The following is a 19,427-nucleotide window of genomic DNA, read 5'->3' as shown; positions in this document are numbered from 1 at the left end:
CAGCTCGGCCCGTTTTCACAATGGCAGTGGCCGCTGTGTGTGTTCAGCAGTTGCTCTTGTCTCGACTTCGGTCGTACAACAGAAGCTGTACTGCATTCCCAGTACCCGACTACGATCACTCAGCCAATACGTGTCGGTCTGCTTTTCGGTTTGTCGATCAATGGTCCTCGTGTCGAAAGCCGTAAGAGCGTCGGTCATGGATGCGGGGTCTCCTGACGACCGTTCCCACGGCATTGAACTCGTGTCGAAATCCTAAGCGGTTCGTGCGATCTCTTATCAGCTAGCAACGCAACGCGGCCGGTCAGACGGAAATTCTGCTTCAAGAACGCTTGGGATAATTGGCAACACCACTTTTATCAGGCGAGCATCAATTCTCTCCTCCCCCAGCGTGAACCGGTCGCAGGCTCCTCCGCTCACCACACACTGAGCGAACTGGATTGCATTTATCGTCATTGCTTGGCCAGCTGGGCATCAGCAGCGCCGGTGAGGTCGAGATCGGCGGCGATGTTCTCGCGGCCGGAGCTCGCATCGGCACGGTGATCGGACGCGATCGCGACATAGACCGCCGGCAGCACGAAGAGCGTGAACAGCGTGCCAACAGACATGCCAGCGACGAGCACGAGCCCGATCGAGAAGCGGCTCGCGGCGCCAGCTCCCGTTGCAGTCAACAAGGGTATGAAGCCCGTGACCATCGCCGCCGTAGTCATCAAGATTGGACGCAGTCGGACGCGCGCAGCCATCTCTATAGCCGAGCGACGGTCAAGCCTCTCCTTGAGCTGCAGCTCATTGGCGAACTCAACCATCAGGATGCCGTGCTTGGAAATCAACCCGACCAGTGTCAACAATCCGACCTGGGTGTAGATGTTCATAGTCGCCCAGCCAAAGAATGGCGGGATCAAGGCGCCGACGATTGCCATCGGCACGCTGATCATGATGATGAAGGGATCGCGCAGACTTTCGAACTGCGCCGCAAGCACCAAGAAGATGATGATGATTGCAAAAGCAAAGGTAATCGCCAGTTGGTTACCCTCGTGCACATATTGGCGGGCGTCGGCGAGAAAGTCGTGGCTGAAACCTGCGGGCAGTTTGTTTGCCTCGGCTTCGAGGAAGTCCACAGCCTGACCGATCGTGACGCCGGGCATCGGCACGGCCTGAAAGGTCGCGCAGTTGAGCTGATTGTAGTGGGTGAGCGCGTTCGGATCGGTCGAAGTCTCGATGGAGACTACGGTAGACAGCGGGAGCATCGCCCCCGTCGCAGTCTTCACATAATAGCTCCCGATTGCTTGCGGCGCCAGGCGTTCCTCACGTGGCACCTGCGGGATCACCTGGTAGGAGCGACCCTGCAAATTGAAGCGATTGACGTAGTTACCGCCAAGTAAGGTGGCGAGCGCGCTACCGATGGTCTGCATGGTGATGCCAAGCTCGTTGGCCTTGGATCGATCAACCTTGATTCGTACCACCGGCTGGTTGAACTCGAGGTCGGAGTCGCTCACCATGAACAGGCCGCTCTTGCGCGCGGCATCCTTCAGCTTCGACATTTGCTCGTAGACGGATTGGAAGCCAAGCGTCGAATTGATCACCATCTGCACTGGTAGGCCACCAGAGCCGCCGGGAAGTGGCGGCAAGCTAAAGGCAAACGCGTTAATCCCTTCGATTTTCGACAGCTCGGCTTGGACAAGGGACTGTAGGGCGGTCGATGACCGCTTGCGCTCGTTCCATGGCTTGAGCAACATGCCGGCCATGCCACTCTGCTGGCCGCTAACGCCATTCAGCACGAAACTCAAATCAGTCTCGGAAAATTTCTGTAACGCTTTCTCGAGCTTGGTACCGTAGTAGTCGAGGTAGTCGATATTGGCGTATTTCGGCGCCTTGATTAGAGCGAATACGATACCTTGATCCTCCTCGGGTGCGAGTTCCTTGGAAATATTCATATAGAGAAAGCCGACGAGGCCCAACATGGTCAGCGCAAACAGCCCGGTAATCGGACGATAGTCGAGCGAGCGGTCGAGCTTGCGGCCGTACCATCGTGTCATGGCGCCGAACCAGCGGTTCACAACTCTTGCGACCCGCCCCTCCTCAGCGCGCTGCAAGAAGAGCGAGCACATCATCGGCGACAGCGTCAAAGCGATCACGCCCGACACGATTACCGCTCCGGCCAGCGTAAACGCGAACTCGCGGAACAGCGCACCGGTGAGGCCGCCGAGAAATCCGATTGGGGCATATACCGCAGCCAAGGTAATCGTCATGGATACAACGGGGCCGACGATCTCTCGCGCGCCCTTCGTAGCAGCTTGGACAGGCGGCGCACCTTCTTCTAAATGGCGATGAATATTCTCCACCACCACGATCGCGTCGTCGACCACGAGACCGATCGCGAGAACCATGGCAAGAAGGGTCAGGAGATTCAATGAAAACCCGAGCGCCAGCATCATGCTGCAGACACCAACGAGCGACAAAGGAATGGTGACTACAGGAATGATGACCGACCGCAGCGAGGCCAGGAATAGGAAGATCACCGCCACCACGACAACGACGGCCTCAATGAGCGTCTTCTCCACTTCGTCGATCGATGATTGAATGAACTTGGTGGAGTCGTAGGCCACTTTCATCTTCAGTGACGGCGGCAAGTTACGCTCCATGTCTGGAAACAGGGCCCGAACGCCTCGCACTATGTTTAGCGGATTACCTTGCGGGCTCGCCTGAACGCCGATAAAGACCGCGTGCTCGCCGTTCATGGCGACGCTAATGTCTGTGGTCTGCGCGGCAAGCTCGACTACGGCAATGTCCTCCATGCGCACAAAGCCGCCGTCATTGGCTTTGACGATCATGCGCTTGAAGTCATCGACACTCCGCAGATCCGTGTTTGCAGTGACATCGGAGACAGTGAAGTTGCCCTTGGTCTGGCCGGCCGCAGCCTGGAAGTTGTTAGCTGCGATTGCAGCCGAAACTTCAGCCGGCGACACGCCGTGCCCTGCCATTTTCGCAGGATCGAGCCATAGCCGCATCGCAAAACTCTGACCGCCCAGGATGTCTGCCGCTGCGACGCCATCGACGGTTGCCATAACGGGTTGCACGACGCGCGAGAGGTAGTCGGAGATCGCGCTTGCCGTCAATTCCTCGCTGGAGAACGCGATATACATGACAGCGGTGGCCTGACCGGTCGATTTGGTGACGACCGGATCGTTTGATTCCTTTGGGATCAAATATTTGACTGAGTTGACCTTGGAGAGCACCTCGGTGAGCGCCTCGTTGGGATCAAAATTCAGCTTGATGTAAACTTGGATCGTCGAGGTACCGAGCACCGATGAGGAACTGATGTAGTCGACGCCCTCGGCGGAAGCGACTGCCTGCTCCAGGGGAGTCGTGATGAACCCCTGGATCATGTCGGCGGAGGCGCCAGGATAGGAAGTCGTGATATTGACGACCGTATTAGATAGCTTGGGATATTGCCGGATCGGCAGTACGGTGGCCGCGCGAAAGCCGATCAGCAAGATCAAGAGACTGACGACAATAGACAATACCGGACGTTTGATGAAAAGCTCGGTAAATGCCATCTCGACTCGCTTTTCCAGAGGGGGATGCAAATACGCCAGCAAATTGCGGTACAGCAATGATCATCAATGCGGCGACTGCGCTAAAACCCGTAATATGAGGGAAGCGTATCGGCTACTCTAAGGAGGTTGCTGAGCATAGCGTGCCCAATCCTCCGCTTATTCATCTTCGTCGCTTGAATGAAGGTTGGTTGCGCTATTCTGATCACTCATCGCGATCTCGAATAGTGGGCACCTTCTTAAGACACAGCCCCCTAGTCTTTTTGCGTGCAACCGGGCAACGGTCAGACTCAAGATGTTCGTCCTCACACCTGATTGGAACGCAACGACTCCTAGCAAGACGTCACTTCGGGATTCGCGCCGTCCCGTCGATCGAATGATCCGGGTTCGAGATCGAAAGTACAAACGACCTGACGGGTGCTCAACTCTACAAAAGTAAGTGGGCAATATAGAATGGGCTGCAAAACACTATACCAAGGTTTGTCGACACGCTCGCTGGTCGCAGCCCCGCGAAACTTGTGACCTTGCCAGACGCAAAGTTCTCGGTCCTACAATATTCCGCACGCCCCGCAGTCGCATCGCTAACTCGCTGAACAACGTCTGCTCGGAGTTCGCCCTTGGTACCAAGTCGACACGTCAGAACAGTTGGCTTGAGCACTTCTTCCAGTTCAATATGCTGCGTAATGTTGGCTACGCATTGCGCTACGGAGTTGGCAACGCCAGTATTACGTTGTCGATCAGCCGGGTCGATCCAACGTAGGCTGCTGCGCAAAGCGCCGCGGGGCGTCGCAGTGGACTGTCGGCGGACGTTGAGCGTGTCACTGTCTACAAGTTCAAGATACTGGAGTGAACCTCCTCCGAATGAGTGGACACCTGTAGTAGGCTCATTGAGCCCGGAGGTGTCGAATGGAACGTCAACGTCGGTCATTTACCGAAGAGTACAAGCGCCAGGCCGTTGAGCTGGTGGTGTCGAGCGGTCGCTCGATCACGTCGGTAGGCAAGGAACTCGGGCTGCGCGACTCGGTGCTGCGGCGCTGGGTGGATAAGGCCGGGCAGCAGCCGGCATCGGCGGCGTGGCGCCCCACCACGCAGGCGACGCCGATGTCGGCGGACCAGGCTTCGGAGATCGCCCGGTTGCGCCAGGAGAACGAACGTCTGCGCATGGAGCGCGACATTTTAAAAAACGGTCCAGCACCGTGGCGCGCCTGTGCGGCGTAGAAACAGCCTTGTGCTATCCTCGGCGCTGGGAGGGTAGCGGCCGCTCGATTATTGGAGGCACAATCCCCGTTAAAAAACATGGTCCATGGGTGCATGCGAACTTGAGAGTGGTGACGTCGCCTGGCGACGATCCCGATTAGGAAGATGACGATTGGCATAGCCCAGACCCTCCTGCTCATCATTGAACGGAGGATTGCCATGCTCAAGAGGACGGCCGGCGACCGCCCGGAACTGAAGCTGGTCAATGTCGGGGCCGCCGCCATCGACATTGGATCAAAGATGCACATGGCCGCGGTGGACCCCGCTTGCACCGACGTGCCGGTGCGCTCTTTCGGCACATTCACGCGAGACCTGCATGAGCTGGCGGACTGGTTCAGAGCGTGCGGCGTGACGAGTGTCGCGATGGAATCCACTGGGGTCTATTGGATCCCGGTTTACGAGATCCTGGAGCAGCGCGGGTTTGAGGTGATCTTGGTCAATGCGCGGTACGCCAAGAACGTGCCCGGGCGCAAGACCGATGTCAGCGATGCCGCGTGGTTGCGCCAGCTTCATTCCTATGGCCTGTTACGCGGCAGCTTCCGACCTGATGCCGAGATTGCAACCCTGCGCGCGTATCTGCGCCAACGGGAGCGGCTGGTGGAATATGCCGCCGTCCATATCCAGCATATGCAGAAGGCCCTGATGGAGATGAATCTGCAGCTCCATCATGTGGTCTCGGATATCACCGGCGCGACCGGCATGCGGATTATCCGAGCCATTGTTGCAGGCGAGCGGAATCCTGACGTCTTGGCAACCTATCGGGACGTGCGATGCCATTCATCCATCGCGACGATCCGTGCGGCACTGGTGGGCAACGACCGGCACGAACATGTCTTCGCGCTGACCCAGTCGCTGGAACTCTACGACGTCTACCAGGCCAAGATGCTGGACTGCGACCGCAAGCTCGAGGTCCTGATCGCAGCACTGAACAATAAAGGCGCAAAGCCGGTCGGAAAGCTATCCAAGCCACGCATCAAGACCAAACAGGTCAACGCGCCCACCTTCGATGTCAGGACCGCGCTGTACGGCGTGCTCGGCGTCGATCTGACTGAGATCCACGGGTTGGGTCCATCACTGGCATTGAAGCTTATCGGGGCGTGTGGCACCGATCTGAGGGCTTGGCCGAGCGCCAAGCACTTCACCTCCTGGCTGTGCCTTGCGCCAGGCAACAAAATCTCTGGTGGCAAAGTGCTTTCTTCACGTACCCGAAGGTCTTCGAGTCGGGCAGCCGCACTGTTGCGGTTGGCAGCCACAACCGTTGGCAGAAGCGATACAGCGCTCGGCGCATTCTATCGTCGGCTAGCCTCCCGAGCGGGCAAGTCGAAAGCCGTGACGGCGACCGCCCGCAAGATTGCGGTTTTGTTCTACAACACACTCCGGCATGGCATGAGCTACAAAGATCCGGGTGCCGCCCATTATGAGCAACAATATCGCAGCCGCGTCCTCGCCAACCTACAACGCAGAGCCAAATCGCTGGGCTTCGTCTTACAGGCCATTCCGGAGGACGCCAATCCGGCTGTTTCTTAGGAAGTCGATCGCAATCTTTGCCGGAACCCGGACATGAGCTTCCGCTTCATCGAGGACCATCGCGACGCCTATCCGGTACGATTGATGTGCGCCGTGCTCGAGGTCTCGCCGGCCGGCTATTACGCCTGGCGCGATCGCCCGGCGAGTCAGCGGACCAAATCCAATGCCACGCTGCTGGCTGCGATCCGGCAGGCCCATCACGACAGCAGCGGACGCTACGGCAGTCCCCGCGTCCATGCCGTGCTGCGGACGCAGGGCCGTGGCGCCAGCCGCGGCCGGATCGAGCGGATGATGCGCCGGCACGGTATCCGCGCCATCACGGCGCCGCCGCGCCGGGTGCGCACCACCGACAGCCGTCACGACCTGCCGATCGCCCCGAACCTGATCGCGCGCGACTTCACAGCGGAAGCCCCGAACCGCGTTTGGCTCGCCGATATCACCTACATCCCGACCGCGGAGGGCTGGCTGTATCTGGCGGCCGTCATGGATCTCTTCAGTCGAAAGATCGTCGGCTGGGCCATGCGGGATCACATGCAAGTCGAACTCGCATCCGCGGCGTTGACGATGGCCATCCAGCAGCAACGGCCGCAGGCCGGATTGATCCACCACTCCGATCGCGGCGTGCAGGGCGGATTCAGGCGGTCGTCGCAACACCAGTTACTTTCGCTCATGACAGCAAGGCGTCAAGCGCCTCCGCGGGTGTTTTCCAACCCAGTGTCTTTCTCGGTCGGGCATTGAGGGCTGCTGCCACAGCGGATATCTCGTCGGCGCTGTGGATGCTCAGGTCTGTGCCTTTGGGGAAGTACTGCCGCAACAAACCGTTGGTGTTCTCGTTAGTGCCGCGCTGCCAAGGGCTTTGCGGGTCGCAGAAGTAGACCTGGATACCCGCATCGATCTTGAGACGATCGTGCTGAGCCATTTCGGCTCCCTGATCCCATGTTAGCGAGCGGCGCAGCTCTTCGGGCAAAGTGATGATGGTGCGCGTGATCGCGTCGCGCACGGCTTCGGCCCCATGTCCCGCGAGGGCGGGCCCGTTCTTCGCGCGCGGAGCTTCGCCATGTCCCGCCAACCGTGGAAGGTGCAAGAGCATCGTAAAGCGCGTCGTGCGCTCGACCAGCGTGCCGATTGCCGAGCTGCTAAGACCGAGGATAAGGTCTCCCTCCCAATGTCCCGGCACTGCTCGATCGGCCGCTTCAGCGGGGCGCTCACTGATCATGATCTCCGGCGAGACAAAGCCCTTATCTCGCCTGCGTACGCGTGCTCTGGGCATCCGTAACACACGCCCTGTTCGCAAGCAGGCCGTCAGTTCGCGGCGTAGCGCCCCGCGGCCCTGAACGAAGAGGGCTTGATAGATAGCTTCGTGGCTGATGCGCATCGTCTTGTCGTCCGGGAAGTCGATCGGCAAGCGTCGGGCAATCTGCTCAGGGCTCCAGGCTTTGGCCCATCGCCGATCCTTGCGCGGCCCATGCCGGCGGCCCTTCCACGGAACGGCGGGACCAGGAACAGGAGTGCCGCTCGGAGCCACGACGACACCAGCAAGTCGCTCTTCCACATAAGTGCGCAAGGTGGTGTTGTGCGCAAGCTTGGTCAGCTTCGGACGACGGGCCGATCGATCTGCATGCCACTGGGCAGTCGTCGCCCGGTACTCCAACCCGCCGCTGCGGGTGGCCGCATTGCGCCGCAGTTCACGCGAGATTGTCGAGGCAGCCCGACCGAGGCGGCGCCCAATCTCCTGTATGGAATGGCCCTGCACCTTGAGGAGTGCGATCTCCTCGCGCTCTACCAATGAGAGGTACCGCCCAGAGAGCGGCTTGGCCGAAGATCTGAACATCGCTGGTGGCATGCCGCCCGCCTTTCGGAACCATCTGGTTCCGACAGGTTGCGACACTCCGGCTTCGAGCGCAGCCTCTTCGCTGCTCAGTCCACCGGCAATCGCCCGCCAGAATCGATTTTGTTCATCGCGCCCTGCAGCAGACGGTCGTCCTGGCGATGGTAATGGCGCTCGTCCTGACCGTGCCGATCGCCGCTTTCGAATGCTCATCGCAACCTCCACCTCCAGAGTGTTGCGACGACCGCCTGAATCCGCCCAGTATGCCTCACACGCCTATCGCGACGCTCTCACGGGCGCCGGCATCGTTGCATCGATGAGCCGCAAGGCCGATTGCTACGACAATGCCCCGATGGAGAGCTTCTTCCATACCCTGAAGACCGAGCTCGTTCACCATCGCGACTACCAGACCCGCGCCGAGGCCCAGCGCGATATCTTCGCCTTCATCGAGGGCTTCTACAACCGCACCCGGCTCCATTCCGCGATCCGATATATCGCCCCGATCGAGATGGAGCTAAAAGCCGCTTAAACCCGTCCACTTTTTCGGGGGAAGATCAGGAGTCGGTCAACTGTCTCTAAGTGCCCCTTGGCGATCGCAATTAGCCTTTCTCCCGAGCGGAATTCATCGAGCGCGGCGGAGAGTCCGCGATTGAACGCGAGGGCGCGCTGACGTTCTTCCTTGCCGAGATACCGGTTGCGACTGGTTATCGCGAGCCCATCCTGCTCGCGAACGGTCGCTACGGTGACGAGCTCGATTGGGAGATTGAGATCAACCGCCATGCGACGCACGACTGCGCATTGCTGAAAATCCTTCTGGCCAAAAACAGCACGTCGGGCTGCACCATGTTCAACAACTGGCATACGACAGTCGCGACACCGCGAAACTGTCCTGGCCTGAAGGCTCCGCACAGAGGTTGGGCGAGGTCGCCCGGTTCAACTAAGGTCTCGAAATGACTCGGATAAACTTCCTGTGCATCCGGCGCAAAGAGGAACGCAACACCGGCGTCGCGGCACAGTCCCTCATCCTGCAAGAAGTCGGGCGTGTAGGTGCTGAGATCCTCGTTCAGTCCGAACTGAGCGGGGTCGACGAAGATGCTGACGTTCGATCGCCGGGCTCAATCAAGCCAGCCCGGCGTCAGATCGTGCCGCCGGCCGACTGAGCGCATGGCCGCGGCGGTCCGGGTCGTATTCGAATTCGCCTTTGCGCCCGCAGGCGGTGCAGCGGAATTTCGCCATCTACCGGTCCTCCTCGCCGCCGCGCCGACGTCCTGCCAGGAGGTCCATCCGCCGGGCCACGGGGTCGTCGTCCGGCAGCTCTTCCGAAAGACCTCGAACCGCACGTCGATGGAATCGCAGACCGGGCACGTGAAGCGCTCGGAATCGTAGGTCCATGCGCCGCTCACGCTGCAGGCGCGGCATTCGAATCTCGCCATGGTCACTTCGGGACGCCCCGCCTCGACGAAGCGGTCGGCGGCGCGGTCGTAGAAGCGGTAGCGGACGCGCCAGCGGCCGCCGACGAGATGATGGTCGACGTGGAGGTCTTCGAGTCCTTCCTCGACCGGAACGGCGGGGCGGCCTTCCGCGTGCGCCTCGCAGCGCGTTGCGGGCCAGCCGCCGCCGCGCAGCACGCCGCGCGCTCCGCAGAGCTCCGCGTCGTACTCGCGCCGATCGGCTGGATCGACGGCAACTTCAAATCGGCAAAGGTCGAGAAGAAAATCGTGACCCAGGTGTTCAAGGCCGTCACGGGCATCAGCCCGAAGGACATCGCCAAACAGGGTGTCCTGGGAGGCGATAATTCCGAGCTCCGCAAGCTGGCCAACGCGGTTGCGGGCGGAGAAAACTCAGCGGTCCGCGAGGGACTGCGAATGCTCGATCCCAGGAACGAGAAGGGATTTGTTGGAGGTCATAATTCGGTGCCGCGGATCATCGGTCGCCAGATTGATCAGATCGTGAATCCGTTTCGCTGGAAATGGTAGGCGGCTGGCCGGACACCGATTGCCGCCCTGGGTCCAAAGCTCAGGGCGGTTCACGCGACGAAGCGCTTTCATCGAACGACAAAGAGGCGCAGCAGGTCAGACGCCGCTACGCATCTTCCTTGTTTGGCTCTAGCTGTTGAACGATTCGAAAATATCCTTGGCTATCGCTCTACCCTGCTCGATGCCGTCGTCGGCGTCGTACTGCCAGTGGATACCGAGCCAGATCCGGCTCTGCCCGTTCTCGACTTCTGCTTCTGCGAGATTCTTGAATTTGCGCTCGAATTTCGGCCGCGTCGCTCCGGTCGGCCCGCTGTTCAGCCCGTTGTACTCGTCAGAAGCGAACTTGAATGGGGTGTCGCCTCGCAGATAATGGCGCATTGCCTCGAAGACCTCTCCTCCGAATACGGCGTGTCCCGAGGGATAAGGCCGGAAACGGAGGCGTCAAGTTCGCGCCCGCCGGCGTTCTGTTCGATACTTGCGCGCCGAGCGGCGTGAACTCCTTGTTCTTGCACCCGAGGATCGTTGTATCCGGATCCGGATGTAAGTGACGGGCCGCGCACGGTGAAATTTGTACTTTCCGGTCCATGCGCCGATACCGGCATCGGCCATGGCAACGTTGATGAAGGCGAGGTACTGGGCCAGATCCTCGACACGCCTGATTGGTTGTTCTCTGAACCGACCGACAACGCGATTTCGTTGTAGAGCCCAGGGGGCGCGCACAGCAGCGGGGTCCCGTCGTACGCCAGTAGATGCCCTTCAGTGTCTCGTTCGAGGGATCAAGGGTCGGAATCCGTCTCCCAGACATGCAGGTTCGAGCGCCCGACGACGCCATCAGGCTTCCCGAATTGGAAGTGAACCTCGGGATGCGGCCGCCCCACCAAGATCAGCGTCGAAAACGCATCGATGTCGATCGGAATGTTGCGGCCGTTGGCCTTCGCTTCCGCCAGCATGCAGCCGAACAGCTTCAGAAAGTAAAAGTGCACGTTCAGCATTTCGCGCTTCGTGCCTGAAGATGCGGTTGCAGGGGGCCCATTGCCCGACCCTCAACCGCCTCGAACGCAACCGGTCCAACATGCACTCCCAGGCGCGATCGTGTGGCGGGGCACGGGTGTTGTTGCAGTGGGCGCAGATACGCACCGGCGACTTGAGGATCTTGGCATCGAGGCTTCCAACTGGGCTAGTGGCGATGCGCAAGCCTCAAGCCCCTCCTGGGCTATGGTCAGCTACGCAGTGTCGGCGGAAGCCAAGGAGGCCAAAAAAGGGGGTATGCCTGACTGCGCGCGCGTGCGCGTCGATTGGCGAGCGCTGTCTTGTGAAACTAGATCCATGAAGCGATCGTGCTAATCGAGACGCTCTCACCCGCGGCTCTTTACCCGGGCCTACTGCAGCTTGCCCAGAAAGATGCAGTCCCAATACATGCTGTCTTTCCAAGCCTGTTCCGCTTGGTCGCGCTCCCAGGCCCATTGACTTCGGTTGCCTGACGGCTTCGCCTGCGTAGGGCAAAGAGCCAATAGCTGGTCGGTCACGCTCTGGGCCTTGCCCACCGATAAGAATTGGAAGAACGGATTCTCGCCTTGTTTAGCGACCAGTGTCTTGGCCGCGGCATCGAGGTCGGGATCCTGGAGACTCATCGTTCTTGCCAGGAACAGGCCAACGGACGCGAGGTGCAATGGAAAGCCTGGTGTATTCGCGGTGGCGGATGCAAGAGCCTGTCCAGGCACGGACAAGATCAAATTCCTTGGGAAGGGTGCGGCGCCGGCTAGGTCGTCGATGACATCTTCGCAGAGCCTGGCCTTCGCCGAGCCAAGATAGTTTGCAGTTGCCTTCAGATATGTGCAGTCACCCGGACGGAACGTGCACCGCTTGTCAACAGCGTCGTCGGTACAATATCTGAGCCAGCCTTCCTTGATGCACTTCGAGCCGACCTTGATGAGGCAGGGACGATTATCCGCTATCCATTGTAGCCAGCGATCGAAAGCATTCACGTCCCTGGTCGCCACCGCGTACAGCATGACACCCAGCGCCTGATCGGGCGAGAACGAAACGTCATGATTGGGATACGTCCAGCCGATTCGGCGCGGCGATCGCCACCAACGTCCGTCAGCTCCCTGAGACAGACGCACACCCTCGCATCCTCTGCCGTCGCCTGCGGCGCAAAGTAGGCCGTTGAACAGGGTCATGTCGCCGTCGTCGCAGTGAGTTGGGTCTCCGGCTGAATATTTCGTAGGATAGGGCGTGCCGGTCGCATTGCAGAGGAGTGCTTGCGGTGGCTCCCAGAACATCAGGGCATCCGACAGCGGCGTGGCCAGCGCGCAAGTGAAGTGGATCACGAACGATAGAGCAACGGCGAAAATCAGAAAAATATGACGCATCGTCGCTTCCTCAGCACTGCGTGTGCGGACGCGGAACACAAACGCGCTCAAGATCGATCTCGATCTGCCCCGGAGACCCGACGATCTGCGTCTTGGAGAAATCGATCGAGAGAGTGACCGGCGCAGGCCCTCCTCCCTTCGACAGGAAACCAACCTTGGCGCCGCCGAAATCCGAACACGGGCTGAGTGCCTCGAACCGACTGTTGTTCATGCTGACGCATTGTGGCAGTCCGATCGTGATTGATGGCTCGATCGAAGCGATTTTCGGTATTGCTTGGTTCAAGGCCAGTTTCAGAAGAGAGCCGAAGTCCACGGTGTGCTTCGCGCCCGGATTCAACTCAATGGAATTATCCAGCGCGGAGAATTCCATCTCGACCGATCCGTTTGCCTTGATCGACGGAGTGGCTATGGAGATCGACGGCTTTCCCACGAGCCGCGCGGGAACGTTCTGCCCGGTCGCGTTGTCCGATGCTTTCAGGTCTTCGACGATGATACCGGCGTTGATCGTGGGCGTGCCGCCGTTAGCACCGAGCTGAGCGGTGACGCCGGCGATCACGAAGCTGATGCCGTATTTGTCCGTCGACCCGTTCGGTTGATAGGTGGCGCTTACAATCATTGGGAAGAGGCCACCGATGAGGCCGAAACGTTCGTCGGAGGGAGAGTTTATGGTTTGAGGTGCCAGAAGGGTGTCGCGGATGACGATCGTGGCGATGCCGTAAGGATTGTTGGGAAAGTACGAAGTCAGGCCGACGCTCTTGCTAAGGGCTTCTCTTAGGTCCGAGGTCGTATTGAGGACGCGGGCATGCGTCGCGCTCGCTTTGCCTACGATGTAGCGTCCTTGTTGAAATAGAATATCGCCAGGATTTGACGTGTCGGTGACGAGATATTCCGGAAATGCGAGATCGCCCGAGATCGGCCAGATCTTCTGCTTATCCGCGGGCTTCGTCTCCGGCACCCACTTCGATCCGTCCCATTTGGCGAAGGATAGCTGAACGGAGAGATTCGGGCCCGATGGAACGTTCGGCAAATTTGCTATGTACTGCTTCGGCAGGATGATCGGATAAGGAAGCCTGACCGGTACTGGTAATGCGATCTGGAAGAAGTTGTCCACGTTGAGCGCGCACAACAGGATGGTGAAGAAGTCGTCCTTCGGAGGACCGACGAGCGGCAGGTCTCCGGACAAGCATCCGGCGCCGACGATGACCGTGTGATTGGTGCATTGCGCTGCGCGCACTTCAGCAAACACAGATAGCGCGACCGTCGTCTGTACGGTCCCCGTCAGCAAATTGTAGTGCGACTTTCGATGGTCGCCGAACTGAGACAGCGCTCCCGTAAGCTGAGGCGTCGTGCAGATGGTGCCGTTGTTGTGATAGTATCCGTCGTAGCCGGTGCCGCTCAAGTTGTCGATGAAGTCGAATAGGCCGCCACCCATAGCCACGACGATGTCGTCGCGCGGATACTTGTACGCGGTCTGAGCTACCGCTGCGAATTGACACGAACAAATGAGCATCAGCGCGAGCGCGCTGGCGCGCATCTCCCAGAGCAATCTCATGAGAACTCCAATACGATCCGACGAAACGAATTGCGCCGAAAGGTCACTCGGCATACCGAAAAATTTTTATCTACTGAAGCGTGCGATGATCTTTTAACGCTCGGATTTTGTCAATAGAGTGTGGAAGGATCGCGGACGATGATTTTAACCGACGAAAGTTTCACGAGAGCAATTTGGACGAAGCAAATGGCCAATACAACAGATTATCAAACAAAGAAGCCGTGAAGGCCGCCCACGCAAAAATTCCGATCCGTGAAGGGCGAGATTTCGTGATCTGCAGGGTTCTCGAATGGGGGTACCAGCGCGGCGGCTTTGTTGATGCCAAGCAGTTTTTTGCCGTCGTCATCGAGGACGACCTTCCCGAGCTGCATCGATAGGCGAAGCTCCAAATACGGCGGTCTAAACGCGACCTCTCGATTTGACGATCTCGACGGTCGCTGCGGCGACCTCGATTGGGATACGGGCCGTCTCACGTGAGGGAGTGGATGGCTGGTCGATGGCCGCAGCCCTGCGCTGTTCTCCATTGGCGGATATCGTCGACCGACGCGGCCAGGCGCAAAAGACCCTACCCGGATATTGCAAGCAAAAGGTGGCGGAAGGAAAAAATTCACTTCTAGGTTTACTAACCGAGGTTGATGGTTTAGCCTGCTCTAGTATTGGCAGCGGTAGGAGTTCAGTCGTGGTGATCTCGAGGCGAAACGTTATGCTGCAGGGCGCCGTGATCGGCGCTGGTGTGATCGCCAGCGGCATACCCGGAATGAAGGCGCTCGCCGCAGGCCAGCCGCCGGAGCGCCGGACGCTCGAGGGATTGGCCTGGAACGATCCGATCGTCGCGACCTATCGGGATGCGGTCGGATTGCTGAAGCAGAAGTCAGCGACCGACAAGACGGGGTGGGCGGGTCTCGCCGCCATCCATGGCCTGAACCCGAACGCCTACAAGTTCTGTCCGCACGGGAATTGGTACTTTCTCCCTTGGCATCGAGCCTACATCCTGACCTACGAACGCATCATCCGGCAGCTGACGAACAACGACGACTTCGCTCTGCCATACTGGGACTGGACGACCAATCCGACGATGCCGGAGGTGTTTCTCGATCCCAAGACCAAGGACGGCAAGCCGAACTGGCTGTACGTCGACGACAACGATTTCCAGCAGAACTGGAAGCGGACATGGCCGGCGACCGATCCGATGCCGTCGCGCTTCGTCGGTCCGGCGGTCCTGCAGGACATCCTGCATGCTCCGGACTACGAGTCGTTCGGAACGAGCAGGCCGCGCGGGCAGGACAGCCTCGACGCTTCATGGGTGCTCAAGCGGACCGGACTTCAAGGCACGCTCGAGCGTCTGCCGCATAACATGGTGCACAACAGTATCGGCGGCTGGATGCCGTCGGCGATGTCGCCGCGCGATCCGATCTTCTTCATGCACCACTGCAACCTGGACCGGCTCTGGGCCGTGTGGAATTCGCTCGGCAACTCGAATTCCGACGATCATTTCTGGAAGGACATGACGTTCACGGACAACTTCGTGAACCCCGACGGTTCGTCGTATTCGCCCAAGGTCTCGGAGCTCGCGACGCCCGAGGCGCTCGGCTACACGTACGGCCTGCCGTCCACCTCGATCGTCGCGACGTCGTTCCCGAACCTGGTTGCCTTGCAGGGCAAGCTCGTGACCCTGCACGCCGCAGGGGTGCCGAAGGCTCCTGACGTCAAGACGTTCACGTCCTCCCCGAGCGGTCAGGACTTCGGCACTATCTCGAAGCCGCTCACGGTGCCGGTCAGCGTCGATGCCGGCCTTGTCGCAGCGGTCTCCAGACGTCGTCCGGTCTCGTCGGGAACCGAATTCCTGAACTTCGCCGCGGCGCGCGAACAGAGAGCGACGGGCGCGCGCGTATTCGCGTTCGTCCGGGATGTGGCGACGACGCAGCCGCAGAACACGGAATTCCGCGTATTCCTGGACCATCCCGGCCTGAGCGCGCAGACGCCCGTGAGCGATCCCGGTTACGTGGGCAGCTTCGGAATCTTCGTGCACGGCGAACATGGCGGTCACGGCGGTGGAGACGCCAACCCTTCGTTCGCGCTCGATCTGACCGGCGCCATGCAACGCGTCTATGCGGGTGGGCAGCCTCCGTCCGGCAAGATCGATCTGCAGTTCATTCCGGTCCCCATCGCGGCCAACGATCCCGTCGGCACCATACGTCCGGGTGCCGTCGAGATTGCATTCGTCAACGCGTGATCCCATGTCGGTGGTGTGCATGACTGCCGGGAGAACGTCATGGCGAACACTCGTATGCGTCGGATCGCCTCAGTCTGTACGCTCGTTCTTTCGTTCTGGTGTTCGACAAGCCACGCCCAGGAGAATGACCCGCTGCTCGCCACCGTCGACAAGCCGGCTGTCATCACGGCGACGCGGCGCGCCTCCACCGCCACCATCGGCCGGTCCGAGGTCATCGTCGGGATCAGCCGCTATCATCCATCGGCCGACGGTTCGCCGATCGAGGTCGTCGTCGACGGTCGCGTCGAAGGAGGCCCGGACCGGGAAATCGGGCGCTTCGGCGTCACGCCCGACCGGGAGTTCGTCGCCGACGATCCATCCGACGCCCAGCGCTTCCGCTTCGCTCTTCCGCCCGATTTCGCGGCCCGCGCGGGGGCCGGCAAGGCCCTCACGTTCATCGTGCGCCTCGTTGCCGTGCGCGGGAGCGGCAAGGGCGCGTCTCTCCGGGTCGGAGATGTGGAATTGCCTTGAGAGCCGGATCGACGTGCCGATTCCGCGAACGGGAGGATGCGATGGACCGACGTAGGTTGCTGTTGGGGGCTGCGGGTCTTCTCGTCGGCGGGGGGGCATCGGCCCAATCCGCCGCCGACGCTCCGGAACTAGCCGGCAAATGGACGTACCGGAGTTTCCACAATCGTCCGGCGCTCGTGGACGGCGATCCTCAAAAGGCGCTGCGCCTGATCTTCGCCGAGGCCGTGTTCACTTTCCAGACCGAAGGCAACTCGTTGAAGGGCGGGATCGACTGGGAGGGCGGAGGCCTCGACCTGGCGGGAACGATTCAGCCGGCGACCGCGACGACGCCGCTCTCGGTGGCCATCGTGGGCTCGGGCAGGCCGAAAACGAATACGGACGGCTGGGAATACGACTATCGGGCCGCGCTCGCGTATCGCTGGCCCAATGGCGTCGATCAGCTGCCCGCCCTCGTCGGATCCGTCATCCGTGCGAAGCCGCACAACGGAGCCCCCGCAGGATACGTCGCGTCCTTCATCGCGGTACGACAAAGCTGAATTCATCATCCGTTTCGACGGGAAAGCGCACATGTTCCGCAGACGATCTTTTCGATTTAGTTGTGTTGCCGAAAGACGCATGGTCATCGGGGTGCTCGCGGGCACGACATCGATGCTGGCGTGCATGGATACGGCTACGGCCCAGCAGGATCAGCAGATCAAGCGGATTGTGACGCCGCCGCCCGCCGCGCAAGTGCTCCGTGCCAGGCCCAGCGGTAGTCTGCTTGCGCTCGATGCCATCATCGCCGGTCCTCCCCTGGTTTCCGGAGAGGCGGTCATCGAGCTGAACATCGATTACACGGATTCCAAGATCTACAATCCGGCGACCGGCGACTACGACGCTGTCCGGCTCCGCTCGTACAAGGATGCCAAGCAGACCGCGCCGGCGAAGGTGCCGTTCGTCGCGCCGACCATAGACATCTCGCCGGGCGAGACCGTGCGGCTCACGTTGCACAATCTGCTGAAGCCGGAAAGCCAGAACTGTCCCTCGCCGGACGGCAAGATCAACACGCCGCATTGCTTCAACCGGACCAACCTGCATTCGCACGGACTTTGGATCAGCCCGGCCGGCAACAGCGACAACGTGCTGATCAGCATCAATCCCGGCGTAGACTTCCAGTACGAGTACAACGTTCCCCCGGATCATCCGGCGGGAACGTTCTGGTATCATCCGCATCTGCACGGTTCGACCGCGCTCCAGGTGTCCAGCGGCATGGCGGGATTGCTCATCGTCCGCGGAAACCGTCCGCCGACGTCTCAGAGCCCCGGCGACATCGATACGCTGCTTAAGGAAGCCACCGGAGCCCCGTTCCCCGAACGGCCGGTGCTGCTGCAGCAGGTGCAGTATGCCTGTCGCGACGCGAGCGGCAAGATCGAGGTCGACGCCAACGGCGCCTACGCGTGCAAACCCGGCGAGGTGGGCGGTATCGAGAGCTACGACCAGTTCGGTCCAGGCTCCTGGCCGGAATCCGGCCGATACACGAGCGTGAACGGCGAGGTCCTGCCGCTCTTCCCCGGCGCCCAGGCCGGACGCATCGAACGTTGGCGCATCGCTCATGCGGGCGTCCGCGACAGCGTCAGGCTGCAGTTCAAGAAGATGCGTCCGGGCGTCGTCTACGGGCAGCTCGCGGACGCCAAGGCGCAGCAGGATTGGGTCGCCGCCAATTGTCTGGGCGATCCTCTGCCGCAGTTCGCGATCGCGAGCGACGGTCTTACGCGCCGTAAGATCGCGCAACGTCAGACGACGGTGCTGCAACCGGGATATCGCGAGGACCTGCTGATGGTCTTCCCCGAAGCCGGAGACTACTGCGTGATCGACGACCAGGCGCCGGCGAACGCGAACATCAACGCGGACGTCAAGAGCCGCAAGCTGCTCGGAAGCGTCAACGTCGGCGTCGGGTATTCACCCGGCAGCGACCTCAGGGCCTTCGTGACGGCTCAGTTGCTGGCCGCCGCGGACCGCAACGTACCCGTAGCTTCGCGTCAGAAGGTCCGCGACGATCTGTCGAACGATTTGCGCTTGACGTCCTTCGCCCCGCATCCGGATGTCTCGGACACCGAGGTCAAGGGACATCGTCAGGCGGCGGATCTGAGGATCGGCGGCACCGGATTCGGAGTGAACGGCGTGCCATATAATCCTACCGGCGCGCCCCGCGTGCTCGTTCTCGGATCCGCGGACGAATGGACCTTGACCGCTGGCGTGCCGGGACATCCGTTCCATATCCACGTGAACCCATTTCAGATCATGGAGATCCGCAACCCCTCGAACGTCGATGTGAGCGTAGATGGCGAAGCGGACGATCCTCAGTACGCCAATCTTAAAGGCGAGTGGCGCGACACGCTGTTCGTCAAAACCGGCTACACCATCGTCACGCGATCGAGGTACCGCAGATACGTGGGCGACTTCGTGCTTCACTGCCACATCCTGGACCACGAGGACCAGGGAATGATGCAGAACGTTCGCGTGGCGATTCCGGATGGAGCGGGTGGAGTCGCGATGAATCACCATTGAGTCCGCCGGACGATCCCGATGGTGTGGTTGCGGTGCCCCGGTTAGAGGCGCAGCGGCCGCATCAACCGCTTCGT

Annotated in this window: 16 protein-coding genes and 4 pseudogenes; 11 read left to right on the top strand and 9 right to left on the bottom strand. The window is 60.5% G+C overall.

The window, feature by feature from the left end:
• Positions 1-449: 449 nt before the first annotated feature.
• Both ACNJX8_RS08025 and ACNJX8_RS08020 read right to left on the bottom strand, forming a co-directional pair.
• Complete coding sequence (locus tag ACNJX8_RS08025) at positions 450-3,554, bottom strand: efflux RND transporter permease subunit (protein ID WP_439360175.1); 3,105 nt, start codon at positions 3,552-3,554, stop codon at positions 450-452.
• Between the two features lie 699 nt (positions 3,555-4,253).
• A pseudogene (locus ACNJX8_RS08020) lies at positions 4,254-4,398 on the bottom strand (pantoate--beta-alanine ligase); the annotation flags it as partial.
• A 59-nt stretch (positions 4,399-4,457) separates the two neighbouring features.
• Here ACNJX8_RS08020 and ACNJX8_RS08015 point away from each other — a divergent pair.
• The 3 genes and pseudogenes from ACNJX8_RS08015 to ACNJX8_RS08005 form a co-directional block, all read left to right on the top strand.
• Positions 4,458-4,769, top strand: a complete 312-nt coding sequence (locus ACNJX8_RS08015; RefSeq protein ID WP_128930227.1) for a transposase — start codon at positions 4,458-4,460, stop codon at positions 4,767-4,769.
• A 198-nt stretch (positions 4,770-4,967) separates the two neighbouring features.
• Positions 4,968-6,335, top strand: coding sequence for an IS110 family transposase (locus ACNJX8_RS08010; RefSeq protein WP_439361836.1), 1,368 nt, complete (start codon positions 4,968-4,970; stop codon positions 6,333-6,335).
• Between the two features lie 27 nt (positions 6,336-6,362).
• A pseudogene (locus ACNJX8_RS08005) lies at positions 6,363-6,962 on the top strand (IS3 family transposase); the annotation flags it as partial.
• A gap of 40 nt (positions 6,963-7,002) precedes the next feature.
• On the opposite strand, the gene ACNJX8_RS08000 reads toward ACNJX8_RS08005, so the two are convergent.
• On the bottom strand, positions 7,003-8,376 hold the full coding sequence (locus tag ACNJX8_RS08000; protein ID WP_439360174.1) for an IS30 family transposase: 1,374 nt from the start codon (positions 8,374-8,376) through the stop codon (positions 7,003-7,005).
• 46 nt (positions 8,377-8,422) lie between these two features.
• Between ACNJX8_RS08000 and ACNJX8_RS07995 the strand changes: the two are divergent.
• A pseudogene (locus ACNJX8_RS07995) lies at positions 8,423-8,692 on the top strand (IS3 family transposase); the annotation flags it as partial.
• Positions 8,693-8,721: 29 nt separating this feature from the next.
• Here the strand turns inward: ACNJX8_RS07995 and ACNJX8_RS07990 are convergent.
• Both ACNJX8_RS07990 and ACNJX8_RS07985 read right to left on the bottom strand, forming a co-directional pair.
• Positions 8,722-9,263 (bottom strand): annotated as a pseudogene (locus ACNJX8_RS07990) (4-phosphopantoate--beta-alanine ligase); the annotation flags it as partial.
• 15 nt (positions 9,264-9,278) lie between these two features.
• Positions 9,279-9,791, bottom strand: a complete 513-nt coding sequence (locus ACNJX8_RS07985) for a hypothetical protein (protein ID WP_439360173.1) — start codon at positions 9,789-9,791, stop codon at positions 9,279-9,281.
• A gap of 90 nt (positions 9,792-9,881) precedes the next feature.
• Between ACNJX8_RS07985 and ACNJX8_RS07980 the strand changes: the two genes are divergently transcribed.
• On the top strand, positions 9,882-10,139 hold the full coding sequence (locus ACNJX8_RS07980) for a hypothetical protein (protein WP_439360171.1): 258 nt from the start codon (positions 9,882-9,884) through the stop codon (positions 10,137-10,139).
• A gap of 129 nt (positions 10,140-10,268) precedes the next feature.
• Here the strand turns inward: ACNJX8_RS07980 and ACNJX8_RS07975 are convergent, their stop codons facing one another.
• Positions 10,269-10,517: a hypothetical protein gene (locus tag ACNJX8_RS07975; RefSeq protein ID WP_439360170.1), complete on the bottom strand. Its 249-nt coding sequence runs from the start codon at positions 10,515-10,517 to the stop codon at positions 10,269-10,271.
• 144 nt (positions 10,518-10,661) lie between these two features.
• Between ACNJX8_RS07975 and ACNJX8_RS07970 the strand changes: the two genes are divergently transcribed.
• On the top strand, positions 10,662-10,841 hold the full coding sequence (locus ACNJX8_RS07970) for a hypothetical protein (protein WP_439360168.1): 180 nt from the start codon (positions 10,662-10,664) through the stop codon (positions 10,839-10,841).
• 74 nt (positions 10,842-10,915) lie between these two features.
• Here ACNJX8_RS07970 and ACNJX8_RS07965 read toward each other — a convergent pair whose 3' ends face one another.
• The 3 genes from ACNJX8_RS07965 to ACNJX8_RS07955 form a co-directional block, all read right to left on the bottom strand.
• Entirely contained in the window at positions 10,916-11,131 is a 216-nt protein-coding gene (locus tag ACNJX8_RS07965; protein WP_439360167.1) for a hypothetical protein, read from the bottom strand.
• A gap of 387 nt (positions 11,132-11,518) precedes the next feature.
• Complete coding sequence (locus ACNJX8_RS07960) at positions 11,519-12,511, bottom strand: hypothetical protein (RefSeq protein ID WP_439360166.1); 993 nt, start codon at positions 12,509-12,511, stop codon at positions 11,519-11,521.
• A gap of 10 nt (positions 12,512-12,521) precedes the next feature.
• Positions 12,522-14,063: a hypothetical protein gene (locus tag ACNJX8_RS07955; RefSeq protein ID WP_439360165.1), complete on the bottom strand. Its 1,542-nt coding sequence runs from the start codon at positions 14,061-14,063 to the stop codon at positions 12,522-12,524.
• A gap of 173 nt (positions 14,064-14,236) precedes the next feature.
• Here ACNJX8_RS07955 and ACNJX8_RS07950 point away from each other — a divergent pair, with 173 nt between their 5' ends.
• The 5 genes from ACNJX8_RS07950 (at position 14,237) to ACNJX8_RS07930 (ending at position 19,353) form a co-directional block, all read left to right on the top strand.
• Complete coding sequence (locus ACNJX8_RS07950) at positions 14,237-14,440, top strand: hypothetical protein (protein ID WP_439360164.1); 204 nt, start codon at positions 14,237-14,239, stop codon at positions 14,438-14,440.
• A gap of 119 nt (positions 14,441-14,559) precedes the next feature.
• Positions 14,560-16,296: a tyrosinase family protein gene (locus ACNJX8_RS07945; protein ID WP_439360163.1), complete on the top strand. Its 1,737-nt coding sequence runs from the start codon at positions 14,560-14,562 to the stop codon at positions 16,294-16,296.
• Positions 16,297-16,350: 54 nt separating this feature from the next.
• Entirely contained in the window at positions 16,351-16,806 is a 456-nt protein-coding gene (locus tag ACNJX8_RS07940; protein ID WP_439410315.1) for a hypothetical protein, read from the top strand.
• Between the two features lie 41 nt (positions 16,807-16,847).
• Positions 16,848-17,342 (top strand): hypothetical protein, encoded by a 495-nt coding sequence (locus ACNJX8_RS07935; protein WP_439360161.1) that lies wholly within the window; start codon positions 16,848-16,850, stop codon positions 17,340-17,342.
• A 79-nt stretch (positions 17,343-17,421) separates the two neighbouring features.
• Positions 17,422-19,353, top strand: a complete 1,932-nt coding sequence (locus tag ACNJX8_RS07930; protein WP_439360160.1) for a multicopper oxidase family protein — start codon at positions 17,422-17,424, stop codon at positions 19,351-19,353.
• The last annotated feature ends 74 nt before the right edge of the window (positions 19,354-19,427 follow it).

It is taken from the genome of Bradyrhizobium sp. SPXBL-04 (genome assembly GCF_051853035.1).
GTDB classification, from domain to species: Bacteria; Pseudomonadota; Alphaproteobacteria; order Rhizobiales; family Xanthobacteraceae; genus Bradyrhizobium; species Bradyrhizobium zhanjiangense.
This window is presented reverse-complemented; position numbering and strand designations above follow the sequence as displayed.

Bases quoted from the DNA above. Each gene is read 5' to 3' on its own strand.
- ACNJX8_RS08025 (WP_439360175.1), bottom strand. From the start codon at position 3,554: ATGGCATTTACCGAGCTTTTCATCAAACGTCCGGTATTGTCTATTGTC.
- ACNJX8_RS08015 (WP_128930227.1), top strand. From the start codon at position 4,458: ATGGAACGTCAACGTCGGTCATTTACCGAAGAGTACAAGCGCCAGGCC.
- ACNJX8_RS08010 (WP_439361836.1), top strand. From the start codon at position 4,968: ATGCTCAAGAGGACGGCCGGCGACCGCCCGGAACTGAAGCTGGTCAAT.
- ACNJX8_RS08000 (WP_439360174.1), bottom strand. From the start codon at position 8,376: ATGAGCATTCGAAAGCGGCGATCGGCACGGTCAGGACGAGCGCCATTA.
- ACNJX8_RS07975 (WP_439360170.1), bottom strand. From the start codon at position 10,517: ATGCGCCATTATCTGCGAGGCGACACCCCATTCAAGTTCGCTTCTGAC.
- ACNJX8_RS07965 (WP_439360167.1), bottom strand. From the start codon at position 11,131: ATGCTGAACGTGCACTTTTACTTTCTGAAGCTGTTCGGCTGCATGCTG.
- ACNJX8_RS07960 (WP_439360166.1), bottom strand. From the start codon at position 12,511: ATGCGTCATATTTTTCTGATTTTCGCCGTTGCTCTATCGTTCGTGATC.
- ACNJX8_RS07955 (WP_439360165.1), bottom strand. From the start codon at position 14,063: ATGAGATTGCTCTGGGAGATGCGCGCCAGCGCGCTCGCGCTGATGCTC.
- ACNJX8_RS07945 (WP_439360163.1), top strand. From the start codon at position 14,560: ATGGCCGCAGCCCTGCGCTGTTCTCCATTGGCGGATATCGTCGACCGA.
- ACNJX8_RS07940 (WP_439410315.1), top strand. From the start codon at position 16,351: ATGCGTCGGATCGCCTCAGTCTGTACGCTCGTTCTTTCGTTCTGGTGT.
- ACNJX8_RS07935 (WP_439360161.1), top strand. From the start codon at position 16,848: ATGGACCGACGTAGGTTGCTGTTGGGGGCTGCGGGTCTTCTCGTCGGC.
- ACNJX8_RS07930 (WP_439360160.1), top strand. From the start codon at position 17,422: ATGGTCATCGGGGTGCTCGCGGGCACGACATCGATGCTGGCGTGCATG.